The organism is Erythrobacter sp. KY5, from assembly GCF_003264115.1.
Taxonomy (GTDB): domain Bacteria; phylum Pseudomonadota; class Alphaproteobacteria; order Sphingomonadales; family Sphingomonadaceae; genus Erythrobacter.
The window spans coordinates 2,130,587-2,144,683 of the sequence record NZ_CP021912.1; the positions used below are offsets into that span (position 1 = coordinate 2,130,587).

Sequence of the window (14,097 nt, forward strand, 5' to 3'; positions counted from 1 at the left end):
AAAGGAGAACAATAATCATCAAGCCCGGAACCCAAGTCCCCGCACTCGACCTGCCGCTCACCATCGGTGCGCGCTATGACCTGTCGAAACAAGACCCCGAGACCTTTACGCTCGTCGTGATGTATCGCGGCAAACACTGCCCGGTCTGCAAGGGCCAGCTGACCGAGCTCGGTTCGAAGCTCGATGAATTCACAAAGCGCGGCATCAACGTAGTCGCCGCTTCGATGGATTCCGAAGAACGCGCAATGGTTGTCGATCAGGAATGGGAGACGGGCGATGTCCCGCTCGCCTATGACATGAGCGACGAGACCGCCCGCGAATGGGGGCTGTATATTTCAGAGAAGCGAGAGGGGAGCGAGGAACCCGACAAATTCTCCGAACCGGGCATGTTCCTCGTGCGGCCCGACGGGACGCTGTATTTCGCAAGCATCCAGAACGCGCCGTTCACGCGCCCCCCGCTCGATGACCTGCTAGAGGGCATCGATTACATCACCAAGAACGATTACCCGACGCGCGGTACGCTCACTTAAGCTGTCCCCGAAGCGCAGAAGACAAAAGGCCGGTCACGCTTCGTGATCGGCCTTTGTTTCGTCGTACCCCTCAGGAATCACATAAAGCGGGCAGGGGAGCGATCCTGCATTTGCGGCGAAGTGGGTCACCAGAGGGCCGGGCGCACCGCTTGCCGCAGCACCAAGAATCAGTGCAGCGACTTCGCTATGGCGTTCCAGAAACTCGCTGACGATCTGTGTGCCTTTGCCGATCTTGACCGAAATGGTCGGCATGATGCCGCTTTCCGCCAGCAGATTCCCGGCAACCCCGTGCGCGAGAATCTCCGCGCGGTCGCGCGCTTCCTGCTCGATCGTGGCCTGCACCCCGCCAAAAGCGCTGAAATTCTGCTGTGCCACCAGTGCAAGGATATGCACCGCGCCGCCAACCTGAACCGCACGGCGCGCCGCAAATCGCATCGCCGCGCGCGCTTCGTCGCTTTCGTCCATCACGATCAGGAATGTACGCATTCGTTGCTTTCAGCCCACCCTCAACAAGTGTGTGGTATCCGGCTATTCGCTTCACTTTGCAAGTCGGGCCAACTTCTCAAGGCAGGACTTGCGACATGCGCACGAGACACTAAACGGGTCGAACGCCCCTACGGCACGGCTGGCCGTACCGGGCGCATGGGAGTCAAAACGCACACATGGCAATCGAACTAAAAATGCCCGCCCTTTCGCCCACGATGGAGGAGGGGACGCTTGCCCGCTGGCTGGTCAAGGTCGGCGACGAAATCGCATCGGGCGACATCATGGCCGAGATCGAGACCGACAAGGCGACGATGGAATTTGAAGCTGTGGACGAAGGAACGCTTGCCGCGATCCTCGTCGAGGAAGGCACCGAGAATGTTTCCGTCGGCACCGTTATCGCGATGCTGGCCGAAGAGGGCGAGGATGTCAGCGATGTGAGCGCACCTTCGGCCGATGCCACCCCTGCGCCAACTCCCGCGCCCACTCCCGAACCCGCTGCGACCCCCGCTCCCGCGCCTGCCAACTCCAACCACGCCAATGACGACGTGAAGGCCAGCCCGCTAGCGCGCCGGATCGCGGTCAATGAAGGCGTTGACCTGTCGAGCCTCGAAGGCAGCGGTCCCAAGGGCCGGATCGTGAAATCGGACGTCGAAGCGGCCATCGGAGGCGGAAGCCCCCAGACCGTCGCGCGTTCAAGGAACCGCGTGATCGCATCGCCACTTGCGCGCAAGCTGGCGGCGGATGCGGGATACACGCTGGGCGAAATCTCCGGTTCAGGTCCGGGTGGCCGGATCATCAAGGCCGATGTGGACGCCTTCACCCCCGCACCCGCCGCGCCCAAGAAGGACGAGGCCGCGCCTGCACCAGCAGCCGCAAAGCAGCCCGCCAACGATCTCGATGCGCCTTACGAGGAGCTCAAGCTCAACAATGTGCGCAAAGTCATCGCGCGCCGCCTGACCGAAGCGAAGCAGACCGTGCCGCATATCTACCTCACGGTCGATATCCGGCTCGATGCGCTGCTCAAGCTGCGCAGCGAATTGAACGCCGCGCTCGAAGCGGACGGGGTGAAGCTTTCGGTCAACGACCTGATTATCAAGGCACTGGCCAAGGCGCTCACCCGCGAGCCGCAGTGCAATGTGAGCTTTCAAGGCGATGTGATGCACCAATATTCGCGCGCCGATATCTCGGTCGCGGTGGCGGCGCCCAGCGGCCTCATCACCCCGATCATCCGCGATGCGGGCCGCAAGAGCCTTGCCGACATCTCCGCCGAGATGAAGGAGCTTGCGGGTAAGGCGCGCGACGGCAAGCTGCAACCGCACGAATATCAGGGCGGCACGGCCAGCCTGTCCAACCTCGGCATGTTCGGAACCAAACAATTCGACGCGGTCATCAACCCGCCGCAGGGCATGATCCTCGCCGTGGGCGCAGGCGAAAAGCGGCCCTATGTGGTCGATGACGAACTGACTGTAGCCACGGTGATGAGCGCCACCGGCAGCTTCGATCACCGCGCGATTGATGGCGTGGACGGGGCGAAACTGATGGATCAACTGCGGACGCTGATCGAGAACCCGATGGGGCTGGTGGTGTGAACCTTGCCCTGATCGGCAAGGCGGTGATCATCGCGCTTTGCGCGGCGGTGGCGGCTTGGGGGTATGTCGCGTTACTGGGCCTTGTGCAGACCCTTTTGACCGGCGCGCCGCAATTTGGCCAAGAGGCCGCGCTGACGTCGTTTGGCTTCGCGCTTCTCGGTAGCTTTGCAATCGGGCTGCCGACGGCGTTGCTCACCTACTTTCTATCGTCGCGCCACCTGATCCATTCTCCGACGACCGTGATGATCACGGGATTGCTGTCCGGGGTGATGCTGATCCTCGCCAGCTTCGTCCTTGGCGGAGAGCGGGGAATTGTCCTTTTGGGAGTGCCCGCCTTTATCGCCGCGATCACCTTTGCGGTTCTGGGCTGGTACTGGATCCTCAAACCCAAGCGCGACATGATCATGGGCGGGGCTGTCCTTGGCTGATCGGCATCTCATGATCCGCGCCACGGCAATGCCGACCGACCTCAATCCCTATGGCGGGGTCTTCGGCGGCTGGCTGATGGCGCAAATGGCTTTGGGTGCTGGCGCGCTGGCGAGCCGGGTTGGCAAGGGCAAGGCTGTAGTGGTGCACGCGACTGACTTCACTTTTCCCGGCGCGATGCAGGTTGGCGATGAGCTCAGCGTTTATTGCAAGATCATCGTGCGCGGCAACACTTCGCTGACCATTCAGGCAGAGGGGGTAGGGCGCGAACGCGATGGCGAGGCGACAACCAAGGTGAGCGCCGGGACATTCAAATTCGTCATGCTCGATGAGAATGATCGACCTCGCCAGGTGGACCGAAACGCATGACAAAAGCCTGTCCTACACAGACCGGTTCGTGGCATGCAAAAGTCCATGACGATCAAGAACCCAAGCCCGCGCTTCCTCCGCTTTTCTGCGGGTTTGCGAGCGTGTAGGGACGCTACAACTATTTGCCCTTGGACCGTGTAACATGCGGTCCATGTTACACAGTTACATGAGGGATCGATGGCTGATACTGACTATGACGTGATCGTGCTTGGCTCGGGACCGGGCGGCTATGTGGCGGCAATCCGCGCATCGCAACTGGGCCTGAAAACCGCAATCGTGGAGCGCGAATTGCTGGGCGGCATCTGCCTCAACTGGGGCTGCATCCCGACCAAGGCGATGCTGCGTTCGGCAGAGGTCTATCACCAGATGCACCGCGCCAGCGAATACGGCCTGAAAGTGGTTGGCGAGATCGAGGCTGACCTTGCTGCCATCGTCAAGCGCAGTCGCGGGGTCGCAAAACAGCTGAACCAGGGCGTGACGCACCTGATGAAGAAGAACAAGATCACCGTCCACATGGGAGACGGCGTTCTGACCGGCCCAACCTCGCTCACGGTGAAAGGCGAAAAGGGTGAGGAGAAGCTCACCGCCAAGCACGTCATCGTCGCCACCGGCGCACGTGCCCGCGACCTGCATTTCGCGCCCGCTGACGGTAAGCGCGTTTGGACATACCGCCACGCCATGACCCCGCCCGAAAAACCGACCAAACTGCTGGTGATCGGATCGGGAGCCATCGGGATCGAGTTTGCAAGCTTCTACAACGATATCGGCGTCGACGTTACGGTGGTCGAGATGCTCGACCGCATCGTCCCGGTTGAGGACGAGGAGGTCTCCGCCTTCCTCGAAAAGAGCCTGACCAAGCAGGGCATCACGGTGATGACCGGGGCAGGGGTCGAGGATCTCAAGGTCACCGACAAAGGCGTCACCGCCACGATCAAGGACAAGGCGGGCAAGACCGACACGACCGAGTTCAGCCACTGCATCACGGCAATCGGCATCGTGCCGAACACCGAAGACATTGGTCTTGATGGCCTCGCTGAAATGGACCGCGGCTTCATCCAGATCGACGGCTACGGTCGGACCAAATCGGCTGGGCTGTGGGCCATCGGCGACTGCACGCCGGGACCGTGGCTCGCACACAAGGCCAGCCACGAAGGGGTGACCGCTGCCGAAGCCATCGCCAAGGAGTTGGGCAACAAGGACGTGCACCCGCACCCGCTTAACCGCGATGCGATCCCGGGATGCACCTATTGCCACCCGCAAATCGCCAGCGTCGGCCTGACAGAGGCAAAGGCGAAGGAAGCGGGCCATGATATCAAGGTCGGCAACTTCCCCTTCATCGGCAATGGCAAGGCTATCGCGCTCGGCGAAGCGGAAGGCTTCATCAAGACCGTGTTCGACGCCAAGACAGGGGAACTGCTGGGCGCTCACATGATCGGCGCTGAAGTGACCGAGCTGATCCAAGGCTACACGGTGGGCATGACGCTGGAGACAACCGAGGAAGAGCTGATGCAGACCGTCTTCCCGCACCCGACGCTGTCAGAGATGATGCATGAAAGCGTGCTCGCCGCCTATGGAAAGGCGCTGCACATCTGACCGGATCTGAAACGAGGGGAAGAGTGGCGGACAGGGTGGGATTCGAACCCACGAAGGGCTTGCACCCTTGCCGGTTTTCAAGACCGGTGCATTCAACCGCTCTGCCACCTGTCCGCGCGGAAATGCTCGCTAGCGACGTGCGCGGCTATTGTCACGCCCTTGCTTGCCATTAGGAACGATATTCATGGCTCAAGGCACTCACGACTTCGCACCGGACCCGCGCAACGAACGCATCCTGATCAACGTAAACGGCGAGATGGTGCCGCGTGCCGAGGCGACTGTCTCTGTGTTCGACAGCGGCTTCATGCTTGGAGACGGAGTCTGGGAAGGCTTGCGGGTACACCGTGGGAAGATCGCATTCCTCGCCGCTCATCTCGACCGGCTTTACGAAGGCGCAACGGCCATCGCGATGGATATCGGGCTGACCCGAGAGCAGCTGGCTGAGCGACTCGATGAAACCATCGACGCAAATGCAATGCGCAATGCCGAGGGGGTGCATATCCGGTTGATGGTGACGCGCGGCATACGCTCGACACCGTATCAGGACCCAAGGGTGGTTGTCTCGCCTGCGACGATCGTCATCATCCCGGAATACAAGGCCCCTCTACCTTCGACAATCGAGACAGGGATCAGACTGTTCACCGTCCACGTGAGGCGCGGCGATCCTGCGGTTCAGGACCAGAAGCTCAATTCGCACAGCAAGCTCAACTGCATCACGGCGTGCATTCAGGCGACACAGGCTGGCGCTGACGAAGCGCTAATGCTCGACCCGCATGGCTTTGTCGCGACTTGCAATTCGACCCACTTCTTCATCGTCCGAAAGGGCGAGGTCTGGACGTCCAGCGGCGATTACTGCCTTGGTGGGATCACGCGATCAAATGTCATCCAGGTCTGCCGCGAGGCCGGAATTCCGGTGTTCGAGAAGAACTTCTCGCTCACCGACGTGTACGGCGCGCAAGAAGCGTTTGTGACCGGCACATTCGCGGGCGTCGTTCCGGTGACTGAGGTTGATGGGCGGTCACTGACGTCTTCCAGAGGGCCGATGGTTGAACGCTTGCAGGGCCTCTACCGCGATCTCATCGACCGGGACGTTGTGAATTGACCATCCGCATCGCCATGTGGAGCGGGCCGCGCAACATATCGACCGCGATGATGCGCAGCTTTGGTGCGCGATCCGATTGCGCTGTCAGCGACGAACCATTCTACGGAGCGTTTCTCAAAGCCAGCGGCGAGCCACATCCAATGGCAGCCGAAACCATAGCCGACATGGATTGCGACTGGGACAGTGTGCTTGCTGCGCAATCTGGTTCAGCGCCGAACGGTAAGGCGGTTTGGTATCAGAAGCATATGCCGCATCACATGATCGGGAACGTGGATATCGGCGACATGCCTGACCACACTCACGCCTTCCTGATCCGTGCACCTGAACGCGTGGTGGCGAGCTATCGTAGCAAGAACGAGCTTAGGAGGCCCGAGATGCTCGGCTTTGCCCAGCTTCGTTCCTACTTCGAACGCGAGGCGCAGCGCACTGGAAAAGCGCCGCCGGTGGTCGATTCCGATGCCATCCTGGCCGACCCTTCCGGCACGCTTGAGGCGCTGTGCATTGCTATCGGGATAGGTTGGGACCCAGCGATGCTCAGCTGGCGGAAGGGGCCTCATCCCGAAGACGGCGTCTGGGGGGAACACTGGTACGACAAGGTCAATGCCTCGACCGGATTTGGCGCACCCCGCGGCGCTTTGCCCGATCTCGACGGAGAGTATAAGAAAACCGCCGATGCGTGCCGCGAAGACTATGAGTTCATGCGCAAATATGCGATTGATGGAACTCAATCACGATAAGTGGATACGAGGCGTGATCACCCCCGATTAATCTCGAATGAGAGATAGCTTACGCAATGACATTAAAGCACCTTACTTCGCTTGCGATTCTGATCGCTGCATCATTCGGCCTATCTAGCACGAGCGTACCCACACCCGCTCAGGCACACGTTGCAGCCCGCGACGGGATCTCCTTCGATGCCTATCTTGAAAGGATCAAGGCGCGCGCGCGTGGTGAAGGGGTGAGCCAGGCCACCATCGACCGCATGACAGTGGGGCTTACTCCGAATGAACGGGTGATCCGGCTTGATCGGGGTCAGCCCGGCACTCCGACCCGGCGCGGCTATCCGGCCATGGCGCCTTACATCCGCACTCACGTAAACCCGACGCGCATTGCCGGCGGACAGCGCGTCTATCGCGCTCACAGCGGACAGCTGCGAGCGGTTGAGCGCGAATATGGAGTCCCCGGCGAGATTATCGTCGCGATCTTCGGCCATGAAACCTCGTACGGCGCAATAACGGGCAATTTCGACCTCTCACGCAGCCTCGCCACGCTCGCTTGGGAAGGGCGGAGGCGAGAGCTCTTTGAAGGCGAGTGGGTCGCTCTGATGAAAGTCGCAGACAAGGGCTATTCGCGAAACACACTGGTGGGGAGCTATGCTGGCGCTTTCGGTAACCCGCAGTTCCTGCCCTCGGTGTACCTTCGCCTTGCAACCGACGGTGACGGTGATGGGCGGGCCGACATCTTCGACAATCGCGCCGACACCTTTGCATCAATCGCGAACTATTTCCGAGATGCTGGGTGGCGAACGGGTCAGCCGTGGGGTGTAAGGGCCGCGGTACCACGCGGTTTTGATGTCGATGCCTACAAGACTGAGCTTGTGGCGCCGGTCTGCCCGCGCGTTCATGAGCGTCACAGCCAATGGAAAACGGTTGGCGAATGGCGCGCTTTGGGCGTGCAGCCGCAAAGCTTTCTTCCCGACGACACCCTGACATCCCTGTTCCAGCCCGATGGTCCCGGTGCACCTGCATACTTGCTGACAAGCAATTATCGCGTGATCCTGGAGTACAATTGTTCGAACTATTACGCGATGAGCGTCGGACTTCTCGCTGACGAAATCGTGAACTAGCGCGCTGCGCTCCCTCGCAATGGTGAGCGGGTGCGATTAAGACGGCACGGTGTTTGCTGGATTTGACATACAGAGGATGAAACGTTCGCTTGCCGTGCTCGTTGCCGTTGGCTTGGTCGTGGCCGCGCAGACGGGCCGTGCTCAAACTCCTGCACCGGTTCCTGCGCAGACCGAATTGCCGATCGCCCTACTGGTCGATGTGACCAGCGGACAGGTTCTCTATTCACGCAATGCCGAGCGCCGGTTCGTGCCCGCCTCGATCACCAAGGTCATGACCCTGTTTCATGCTTTCGAGTTGATCGAAGAAGGCACGCTCGATCCACGCCAGACTCTCGTGATGAGCGATGAAGTCTGGGAAGCGTGGAACGGGGAAGGTTCGACCATGTCGATCAACGCGGGCGACAGCGTTGCGGTCGATGATCTGCTCACCGGGATTGCCAATATCTCGGCCAACGATGGTTCGGTGATGCTTGCCGAAGGGCAGGCCGGATCAGTTGGCGCATGGCTTGATGGCATGAACCAGAGGGCACGCAGCCTCGGCATGGTGAACAGCCATTTCGGCACTCCCAATGGCTGGCCCGATGAAGGTCGCACATTCACGACGGCAAGCGATCTGGTGAAGCTCGCGCAGGCATTGGTCCGCCGTCATCCTCAGAAGTACGCTCGCTATGTCGGCAGGCCGGGCTTTCGCTACAACGATATTGAGCAATTCAATCGAGACCCGATGATTGGCCGGGTTCCCGGTGCCGATGGCATCAAAACCGGGTACACGAACGAATCCGGCCTCGGCTATGTTGGCTCTGCCAAGCGCGATGGCCAGCGGCTTGTGGTTGTCGTTGCAGGCATATCGCGCGGCTCGATCAGGGCCAGAGCTGCTCGCGATCTCATCGAATGGGGTTTCGGTGCTTTTGAGCGAGAGCGCCTTTTCGCACAAGGCGAGATTGTCGGAAACGCCAGAGTGCAGGGCGGCAGTTCGCGCACGGTAGCTCTCATGACGGAGCGCAATGTTTTTGTGAACGTGCCAAGCGGGCGATTGAGCGATGTTTCACTGCGTATCGAGTATGACGGTCCGCTGCGTGCGCCGTTCACCTCGGGAGACCGGGTTGCGACATTGGCTATCGAAGTTCCGGGCATGGAGCCCGCACGCCTTCCCTTGCTTGCCGCCGAGAGTGTGGAAACTGCGGGCTTCTTCACCCGGATTTACAATGGCATCGCGGGGTGGTTTTCATGAGCAACGGCGCAAGGGGCCTGTTCATCGCCTTTGAAGGCGGAGAAGGTACAGGCAAATCCACGCAAACGCTGAAACTCGCCGACGCTTTGCGGTCGCGCGGGAAAGTCGTTGAGGTCACCAGAGAGCCGGGCGGCACTCCGGGCGCAGAGGCAATCCGGCAATTGCTCTTGCATCCTCCGGGTGAAGGGTGGGGCGCACAAGCGGAAGCTTTGCTCTTCGCTGCTGCTCGAAGTGACCATGTAACCCAGCATATCCGACCCTCTCTTGAAAAAGGTGTTTGGGTTGTGACCGACAGGTTCGTCGATTCAAGCCGCGCCTATCAGGGCGGGGCAGGGGGATTGGGTGACGAGGCAATCACCGCGCTCCACGATTTTGGCAGTGATGGTCTCAGGCCTGACCTCACGATACTTCTCGAAGTCGACGAGGAGCGGCTTTCTAAGCGACTTGCTGCAAGAGATGGCGAAAACAGCGACGCGATCGGCGGACGCAGCGCTGAGTATCATCAAGCCGTCGCCGCCCGCTTTCGCAAACTTGCAGAAGCAGACCCGACTGGATTTCGGGTAGTCGACGGCACCGGCACTCCGGACGAGGTTCACGGGCGCGTTCTTGAGGCGATGGCCGATCTGCTCGGTCAGGAAAGCGAATGACGACTTGGCCAAATCATACCGGCCCGTGGAATGAATGGCGTTCCGCCATGGCCGGCACTCGCATGCATCATGGCTGGCTGCTTGCCGGGAAAAGCGGGCTTGGCAAACACGACTTCGCCATTGCCGCAGCACGTGAGCTCGTGGCCGAAGACGGCATTCCGCAACCCGCAGGCGATCACCCTGATATCATCGTCCTCACCTACGGGCCGAAGAACGACAAGGAAGCGCGCGCCGCCGCTGACGGCAAGGATTTCGAAAGGGCCCGCTCAATCCGCGTCGATCAGATTCGCGTTATGCAGCGGCGCTTGAACACGCGCCCAACATTGGGATCGCGCCGCGTAGTGATCATCGACCCCGCTGATGACATGGAAGTTGCGGCCGCAAACGCTTTGCTCAAGAGCCTTGAAGAGCCGCCCCAAGGAACATTCTTCATGCTCGTGACGCATCGTCCGGCGCGGCTGCTCCCGACAATCCGGTCGCGTTGCCGCATCTTGCGCTTTCCGCTCCTGAAAGATGCCCAGATTGAAGAATTGCTTGACGCCGCGGGCATTGGGGGAGGCGGCGATGCACGTTTTGCCGCCATCCGTGCCGCAGAAGGATCGTACGGCGTAGCTCTTCGTTTTGCCGAGCAGGATCTTGGCCCAGTGGCGAATGCGATCAAGTCGTTACTCACAAACGGCGATCCCCAGATGACCGGCCGCGCCGACCTTTCCCGCCTGATCGGAGGCCGGGCAGACCGCGCCCGTCTTGATGCGGTGTTTGAGCTTGCTCAGGCAATGGTTGCGGACCTCGCACGCACCACCGAGTACGCAGGGCAACGCGCAACGCTTGTTGACACGCACAGCGATCTGGTGACGCTCGCCGCACAGGCTCCGACCTACAATTTCGACACCGCATTGCTGGCAGTCGAAATCGGCAGCTTGCTCACACGCGCTGCCCCGGCTAGCGAGCACGCCCATGTCAGACATTGAATACGCACCCTACTACATCACCACCGCGATCAATTACCCCAATGGCCGACCGCATATCGGTCACGCATATGAGGGGATCGCGGCCGACGTCATTGCCCGGTTTCAACGCCTCAAGGGGCGCGAAGTTCGCTTCCAGACCGGCACTGACGAGCACGGCCTCAAGATGGCTCGAAAGGCCGAGGAGCAGGGGCGCACTCCGCGCGAGCTCGCAGACGAGATGTCAGGCTATTTCCGGCAGATGGACGAAGCGCTGAATATCGACTTCGACCGCTTCATCCGAACCGTTGAACCCGATCACCATCGCGCCAGTCAGGCGATCTGGCAGCGGATGGAGAAAGCAGGCGACCTCTATCTGGATCGCTATGAAGGTTGGTATTCGGTCCGCGACGAAGCCTATTACGATGAAAGCGAACTGGTCGAAGGTGAAGGCGACCAGAAGCTGTCCCCGCAAGGCACTCCGGTCGAGTGGACCGTCGAAGAGAGCTGGTTCTTCCGTCTTTCGAAGTACGAAAAGCCTCTTCTTGATTTGCTCAGGTCACCCGGTTTCCTTGAGCCTGCTAGCCGTCGCAACGAAATGATCGCTTTCGTCGAACAGGGCCTTCGCGATCTTTCGGTCAGCCGGACCAGCTTCGATTGGGGCGTCAAGGTGCCCGGTTCGGACGATCACGTGATGTATGTCTGGGTCGATGCGCTGACCAACTACCTGACTGGCCTTGGTTTCCCGGATGAAACACCGGAGATGGCGAAATTCTGGCCGGCCAGCTTGCATCTGATCGGGAAAGACATTGTCCGGTTCCACACGGTCTACTGGCCCGCTTTCCTGATGAGCGCCAATCTGCCTGTGCCTCAAAAAGTGTTCGGTCACGGCTTCCTTCTCAATCGCGGACAGAAGGAATCGAAGTCGCTTGGCAACGTCACCGATCCGCTTGAACTTGCTGAACAATTTGGCGTGGACAACCTCCGCTACTTCCTCATGCGCGAGGTCGCGTTTGGGCAGGACGGGTCTTACTCGCCCGAAGCCATCGTAACGCGAGCCAATGCGGAGCTTGCGAACAGTTTCGGCAACCTTGCGCAGCGCACTTTGTCCATGATCGCCAAGAATATGGACGGGGCTCTCGAACCGTTTGATCTTGCGGAAGACGACATTGCTTTGCTCGACACCGTCAAACAGGCGTGCGCTACGGATCTCCCTCGAGAATTCGAACAATTGGCGTTCTCAGTCGGTATCGAGGCATGGATCAAGGCTGTCTATGCCTGCAACCAATATGTCGATGAGCAAGCCCCCTGGACGCTGAAAAAGACCGATCCGGAGCGCATGAAAGCTGTGCTCCAGACGCTTTTCCGCGCCATTCGTGATCTGGCCATCGCTATTCAATCGGTAGTTCCCGAGAAAGCTGCTGCAGTCCTCGACCAACTCGGCGTTCCAGACAACGAACGGCTATTCGAAAATCTTGATGACGATAGCTGGTTCGACCGGTTGGCTGGCAGCGGGCACGTGGTGGCCAAACCCACTCCGATCTTCCCGCGCCTCGAATTGCCCGAAACGGCAGAGGAAAGCGCGTGATGCTGGTCGATAGCCACTGCCATCTCGAATATAAGGGACTGGTGGAGGACCAATCAGGCGTCCTTTCGCGCGCCCGTGACGCAGGAGTTGGGGCCTTCCTCAACATCTCCACCAAGCAGAGCGAATGGGAGCAGGTGGTCGGCACCGCCAATCGCGAAGCGGATGTCTATGCCAGCGTCGGCATCCATCCGCACGAAGCCGGCGGCCATGAAGACCTGGGGCGCGAGGTGCTGCTCAGGGCAACCGAGAACGCCAAGGTTATCGGTATTGGAGAGACCGGCCTCGATTACTTCTACGAGCATTCGGATCGGCTGACGCAGGCGAAGCTCTTTCGAATGCATATCGACGTAGCGCGCGAAACGGGGCTGCCGGTGATAATTCACACGCGCGATGCAGAAGAAGATACGCTCGAAATTCTGGAAGACGAGTTGGGGAAGGGGGCCTTTCCGGCGCTCATCCACTGCTTCACGGCCTCATCCGAATTTGGGCGCAAAGTCCTCGAATTGGGGCTGACAATCTCACTTTCTGGAATTGTAACTTTCAAGAATGCCAAGGATTTGCAGGCCACAGCTCGCGAAGTTCCTGCAGATCGGCTGCTTGTAGAAACCGACAGCCCATTCCTCGCGCCAGTGCCAAATCGTGGCAAGACCTGTGAGCCTGCATTTGTGGCCGACACCGCGCGCTTTGTGGCTGATCTGCGCGGTGTTGAGGCTGCGGAATTGGCCGATCAGACAACTGCGAACTTTGTGAAGCTGTTCAGTAAGGCCGCTCTGTGAGGCAGCTGAAGTGAAGTTTGTAATGCTCGGCTCAGGCACGTCCACCGGCGTTCCGCGTATCGGCGGAGAGGATGGCGAGGGCGACTGGGGTGACTGCGATCCTTCCGAGCCGCGCAATCGACGCACACGTGTATCAATATTGGTCGAGAGTGATGAAGGTCGGCGCTTGTTGATCGACACGTCGTCCGACTGTCGCGCGCAGCTTCTTGCGAACCGTATTAACAAGATCGATGCGGTCTTCTGGACTCACGACCATGCAGATCACTGCCATGGTATCGACGATCTTCGCGTTCTCAGATATGGCCGCGGCGGCCCGATACCGGCCTATGCGAGTACCGAAACCGTCAGACGCCTGCGCCAGCGCTTTGGGTATGTTTTCGCCGGCCAGGATGGTTACCCGACGATATGTTCGCTCGAGACACTCGAGCGCCTGCGGATTGTTGCTGGCTTCGGAGTCGAGTGGTGCCAGATGGAACACGGACCGGGAGAAACTACCGGATACAGGTTCGAAGCTGACGGTAAATCAGTCGCTTATGCGACGGACTTCAGTTCAATTTCAGAAGAGATGGTGGATCTCTTCAGCGGCGTCGACATACTCGTTAGCGATTGCCTTCGCCGTGAACCTCATCCTACGCATGCGCACCTTGCCATGGCGATCGAGCTGGCTGAGCGTACAGGCGCAGGAAAGCTTGTGCTAAGCCATCTCGACAAGAGCATGGACTATCAGACATTGGTGGACGAGGTGCCCGATGGCGTGGTCGTCGGCTTTGACGGATTGGAGATGACGGCATGAGCGAAGGTTCAATAATCTCAATTGTTGCTCTGCTCGGATGGCTCATCCTAGCAGGAAGCGCGATTGCAAGCTTCAGGCTCGGCTGGGGGAAGATAGCTCAATTGGCTCTGGTCTGGCTTGCGATTTTTGCCGGGCTGTTCGTAGCGGCCGATCTGTTGGGCGCGCGATTGCCCA

At 59.8% G+C, this 14,097-nt stretch carries 15 protein-coding genes and 1 tRNA gene; 14 read left to right on the forward strand and 2 right to left on the reverse strand.

Annotated elements, in window-relative coordinates:
• Positions 1 to 17 precede the first annotated feature (17 nt).
• Entirely contained in the window at positions 18 to 530 is a 513-nt protein-coding gene (locus tag CD351_RS10085) for a peroxiredoxin-like family protein (protein WP_255413055.1), read from the forward strand.
• 33 nt (positions 531 to 563) lie between these two features.
• Here the strand turns inward: CD351_RS10085 and CD351_RS10090 are convergent, their stop codons facing one another.
• Positions 564 to 1,016, reverse strand: coding sequence for a universal stress protein (locus tag CD351_RS10090; RefSeq protein WP_111992532.1), 453 nt, complete (start codon positions 1,014 to 1,016; stop codon positions 564 to 566).
• Positions 1,017 to 1,192: 176 nt separating this feature from the next.
• Between CD351_RS10090 and CD351_RS10095 the strand changes: the two genes are divergently transcribed.
• The 4 genes from CD351_RS10095 (at position 1,193) to lpdA (ending at position 4,993) form a co-directional block, all read left to right on the forward strand.
• The gene (locus CD351_RS10095; RefSeq protein WP_111992533.1) at positions 1,193 to 2,605 is read left to right on the forward strand and encodes a 2-oxo acid dehydrogenase subunit E2; all 1,413 of its coding nucleotides are present in this window, start codon (positions 1,193 to 1,195) and stop codon (positions 2,603 to 2,605) included.
• Positions 2,602 to 3,033 (forward strand): hypothetical protein, encoded by a 432-nt coding sequence (locus tag CD351_RS10100; RefSeq protein ID WP_111992534.1) that lies wholly within the window; start codon positions 2,602 to 2,604, stop codon positions 3,031 to 3,033. Before CD351_RS10095 ends, CD351_RS10100 begins: the two co-directional genes overlap by 4 nt.
• Positions 3,034 to 3,043: 10 nt before the next feature.
• Positions 3,044 to 3,400, forward strand: coding sequence for an acyl-CoA thioesterase (locus CD351_RS10105; RefSeq protein ID WP_234027099.1), 357 nt, complete (start codon positions 3,044 to 3,046; stop codon positions 3,398 to 3,400).
• Between the two features lie 177 nt (positions 3,401 to 3,577).
• Positions 3,578 to 4,993: a dihydrolipoyl dehydrogenase gene (gene lpdA / locus CD351_RS10110; RefSeq protein WP_111992536.1), complete on the forward strand. Its 1,416-nt coding sequence runs from the start codon at positions 3,578 to 3,580 to the stop codon at positions 4,991 to 4,993.
• Between the two features lie 24 nt (positions 4,994 to 5,017).
• On the opposite strand, the gene CD351_RS10115 is transcribed toward lpdA, so the two are convergent.
• Positions 5,018 to 5,107: transfer RNA gene (locus tag CD351_RS10115), tRNA-Ser, on the reverse strand.
• A 70-nt stretch (positions 5,108 to 5,177) separates the two neighbouring features.
• Between CD351_RS10115 and CD351_RS10120 the strand changes: the two genes are divergently transcribed.
• From CD351_RS10120 to CD351_RS10160, 9 genes are all read left to right on the forward strand, one after another.
• On the forward strand, positions 5,178 to 6,095 hold the full coding sequence (locus CD351_RS10120) for an aminotransferase class IV (protein WP_111992537.1): 918 nt from the start codon (positions 5,178 to 5,180) through the stop codon (positions 6,093 to 6,095).
• Positions 6,092 to 6,832 carry an HAD family hydrolase gene (locus tag CD351_RS10125; protein WP_111992538.1) on the forward strand — a complete coding sequence of 247 codons (741 nt, stop codon included), beginning with the start codon at positions 6,092 to 6,094 and terminating at the stop codon, positions 6,830 to 6,832. Before CD351_RS10120 ends, CD351_RS10125 begins: the two co-directional genes overlap by 4 nt.
• Before the next feature lie 56 nt (positions 6,833 to 6,888).
• Positions 6,889 to 7,941 carry a lytic transglycosylase domain-containing protein gene (locus tag CD351_RS10130; RefSeq protein WP_111992539.1) on the forward strand — a complete coding sequence of 351 codons (1,053 nt, stop codon included), beginning with the start codon at positions 6,889 to 6,891 and terminating at the stop codon, positions 7,939 to 7,941.
• Positions 7,942 to 8,017: 76 nt separating this feature from the next.
• Entirely contained in the window at positions 8,018 to 9,172 is a 1,155-nt protein-coding gene (locus tag CD351_RS10135) for a D-alanyl-D-alanine carboxypeptidase family protein (protein ID WP_111992540.1), read from the forward strand.
• On the forward strand, positions 9,169 to 9,819 hold the full coding sequence (gene tmk / locus CD351_RS10140) for a dTMP kinase (protein WP_111992541.1): 651 nt from the start codon (positions 9,169 to 9,171) through the stop codon (positions 9,817 to 9,819). The genes CD351_RS10135 and tmk overlap by 4 nt, the downstream gene beginning before the upstream one ends.
• Entirely contained in the window at positions 9,816 to 10,790 is a 975-nt protein-coding gene (locus CD351_RS10145; RefSeq protein ID WP_111992542.1) for a DNA polymerase III subunit delta', read from the forward strand. Before tmk ends, CD351_RS10145 begins: the two co-directional genes overlap by 4 nt.
• Positions 10,777 to 12,354, forward strand: coding sequence for a methionine--tRNA ligase (gene metG / locus CD351_RS10150; protein WP_111992543.1), 1,578 nt, complete (start codon positions 10,777 to 10,779; stop codon positions 12,352 to 12,354). The genes CD351_RS10145 and metG overlap by 14 nt, the downstream gene beginning before the upstream one ends.
• Positions 12,354 to 13,130 (forward strand): TatD family hydrolase, encoded by a 777-nt coding sequence (locus tag CD351_RS10155; RefSeq protein WP_111992544.1) that lies wholly within the window; start codon positions 12,354 to 12,356, stop codon positions 13,128 to 13,130. Before metG ends, CD351_RS10155 begins: the two co-directional genes overlap by 1 nt.
• A 10-nt stretch (positions 13,131 to 13,140) precedes the next feature.
• Complete coding sequence (locus tag CD351_RS10160) at positions 13,141 to 13,923, forward strand: MBL fold metallo-hydrolase (RefSeq protein WP_111992545.1); 783 nt, start codon at positions 13,141 to 13,143, stop codon at positions 13,921 to 13,923.
• Positions 13,924 to 14,097: the final 174 nt, after the last annotated feature.

Excerpts from the sequence above, each read along its gene's own strand:
- lpdA (WP_111992536.1), top strand. The coding sequence starts at position 3,578 with ATGGCTGATACTGACTATGACGTGATCGTGCTTGGCTCGGGACCGGGC.
- CD351_RS10095 (WP_111992533.1), top strand. The coding sequence starts at position 1,193 with ATGGCAATCGAACTAAAAATGCCCGCCCTTTCGCCCACGATGGAGGAG.
- CD351_RS10090 (WP_111992532.1), bottom strand. The coding sequence starts at position 1,016 with ATGCGTACATTCCTGATCGTGATGGACGAAAGCGACGAAGCGCGCGCG.
- metG (WP_111992543.1), top strand. The coding sequence starts at position 10,777 with ATGTCAGACATTGAATACGCACCCTACTACATCACCACCGCGATCAAT.
- CD351_RS10155 (WP_111992544.1), top strand. The coding sequence starts at position 12,354 with ATGCTGGTCGATAGCCACTGCCATCTCGAATATAAGGGACTGGTGGAG.
- CD351_RS10135 (WP_111992540.1), top strand. The coding sequence starts at position 8,018 with ATGAAACGTTCGCTTGCCGTGCTCGTTGCCGTTGGCTTGGTCGTGGCC.
- CD351_RS10120 (WP_111992537.1), top strand. The coding sequence starts at position 5,178 with ATGGCTCAAGGCACTCACGACTTCGCACCGGACCCGCGCAACGAACGC.
- CD351_RS10145 (WP_111992542.1), top strand. The coding sequence starts at position 9,816 with ATGACGACTTGGCCAAATCATACCGGCCCGTGGAATGAATGGCGTTCC.
- CD351_RS10105 (WP_234027099.1), top strand. The coding sequence starts at position 3,044 with ATGATCCGCGCCACGGCAATGCCGACCGACCTCAATCCCTATGGCGGG.
- CD351_RS10130 (WP_111992539.1), top strand. The coding sequence starts at position 6,889 with ATGACATTAAAGCACCTTACTTCGCTTGCGATTCTGATCGCTGCATCA.
- tmk (WP_111992541.1), top strand. The coding sequence starts at position 9,169 with ATGAGCAACGGCGCAAGGGGCCTGTTCATCGCCTTTGAAGGCGGAGAA.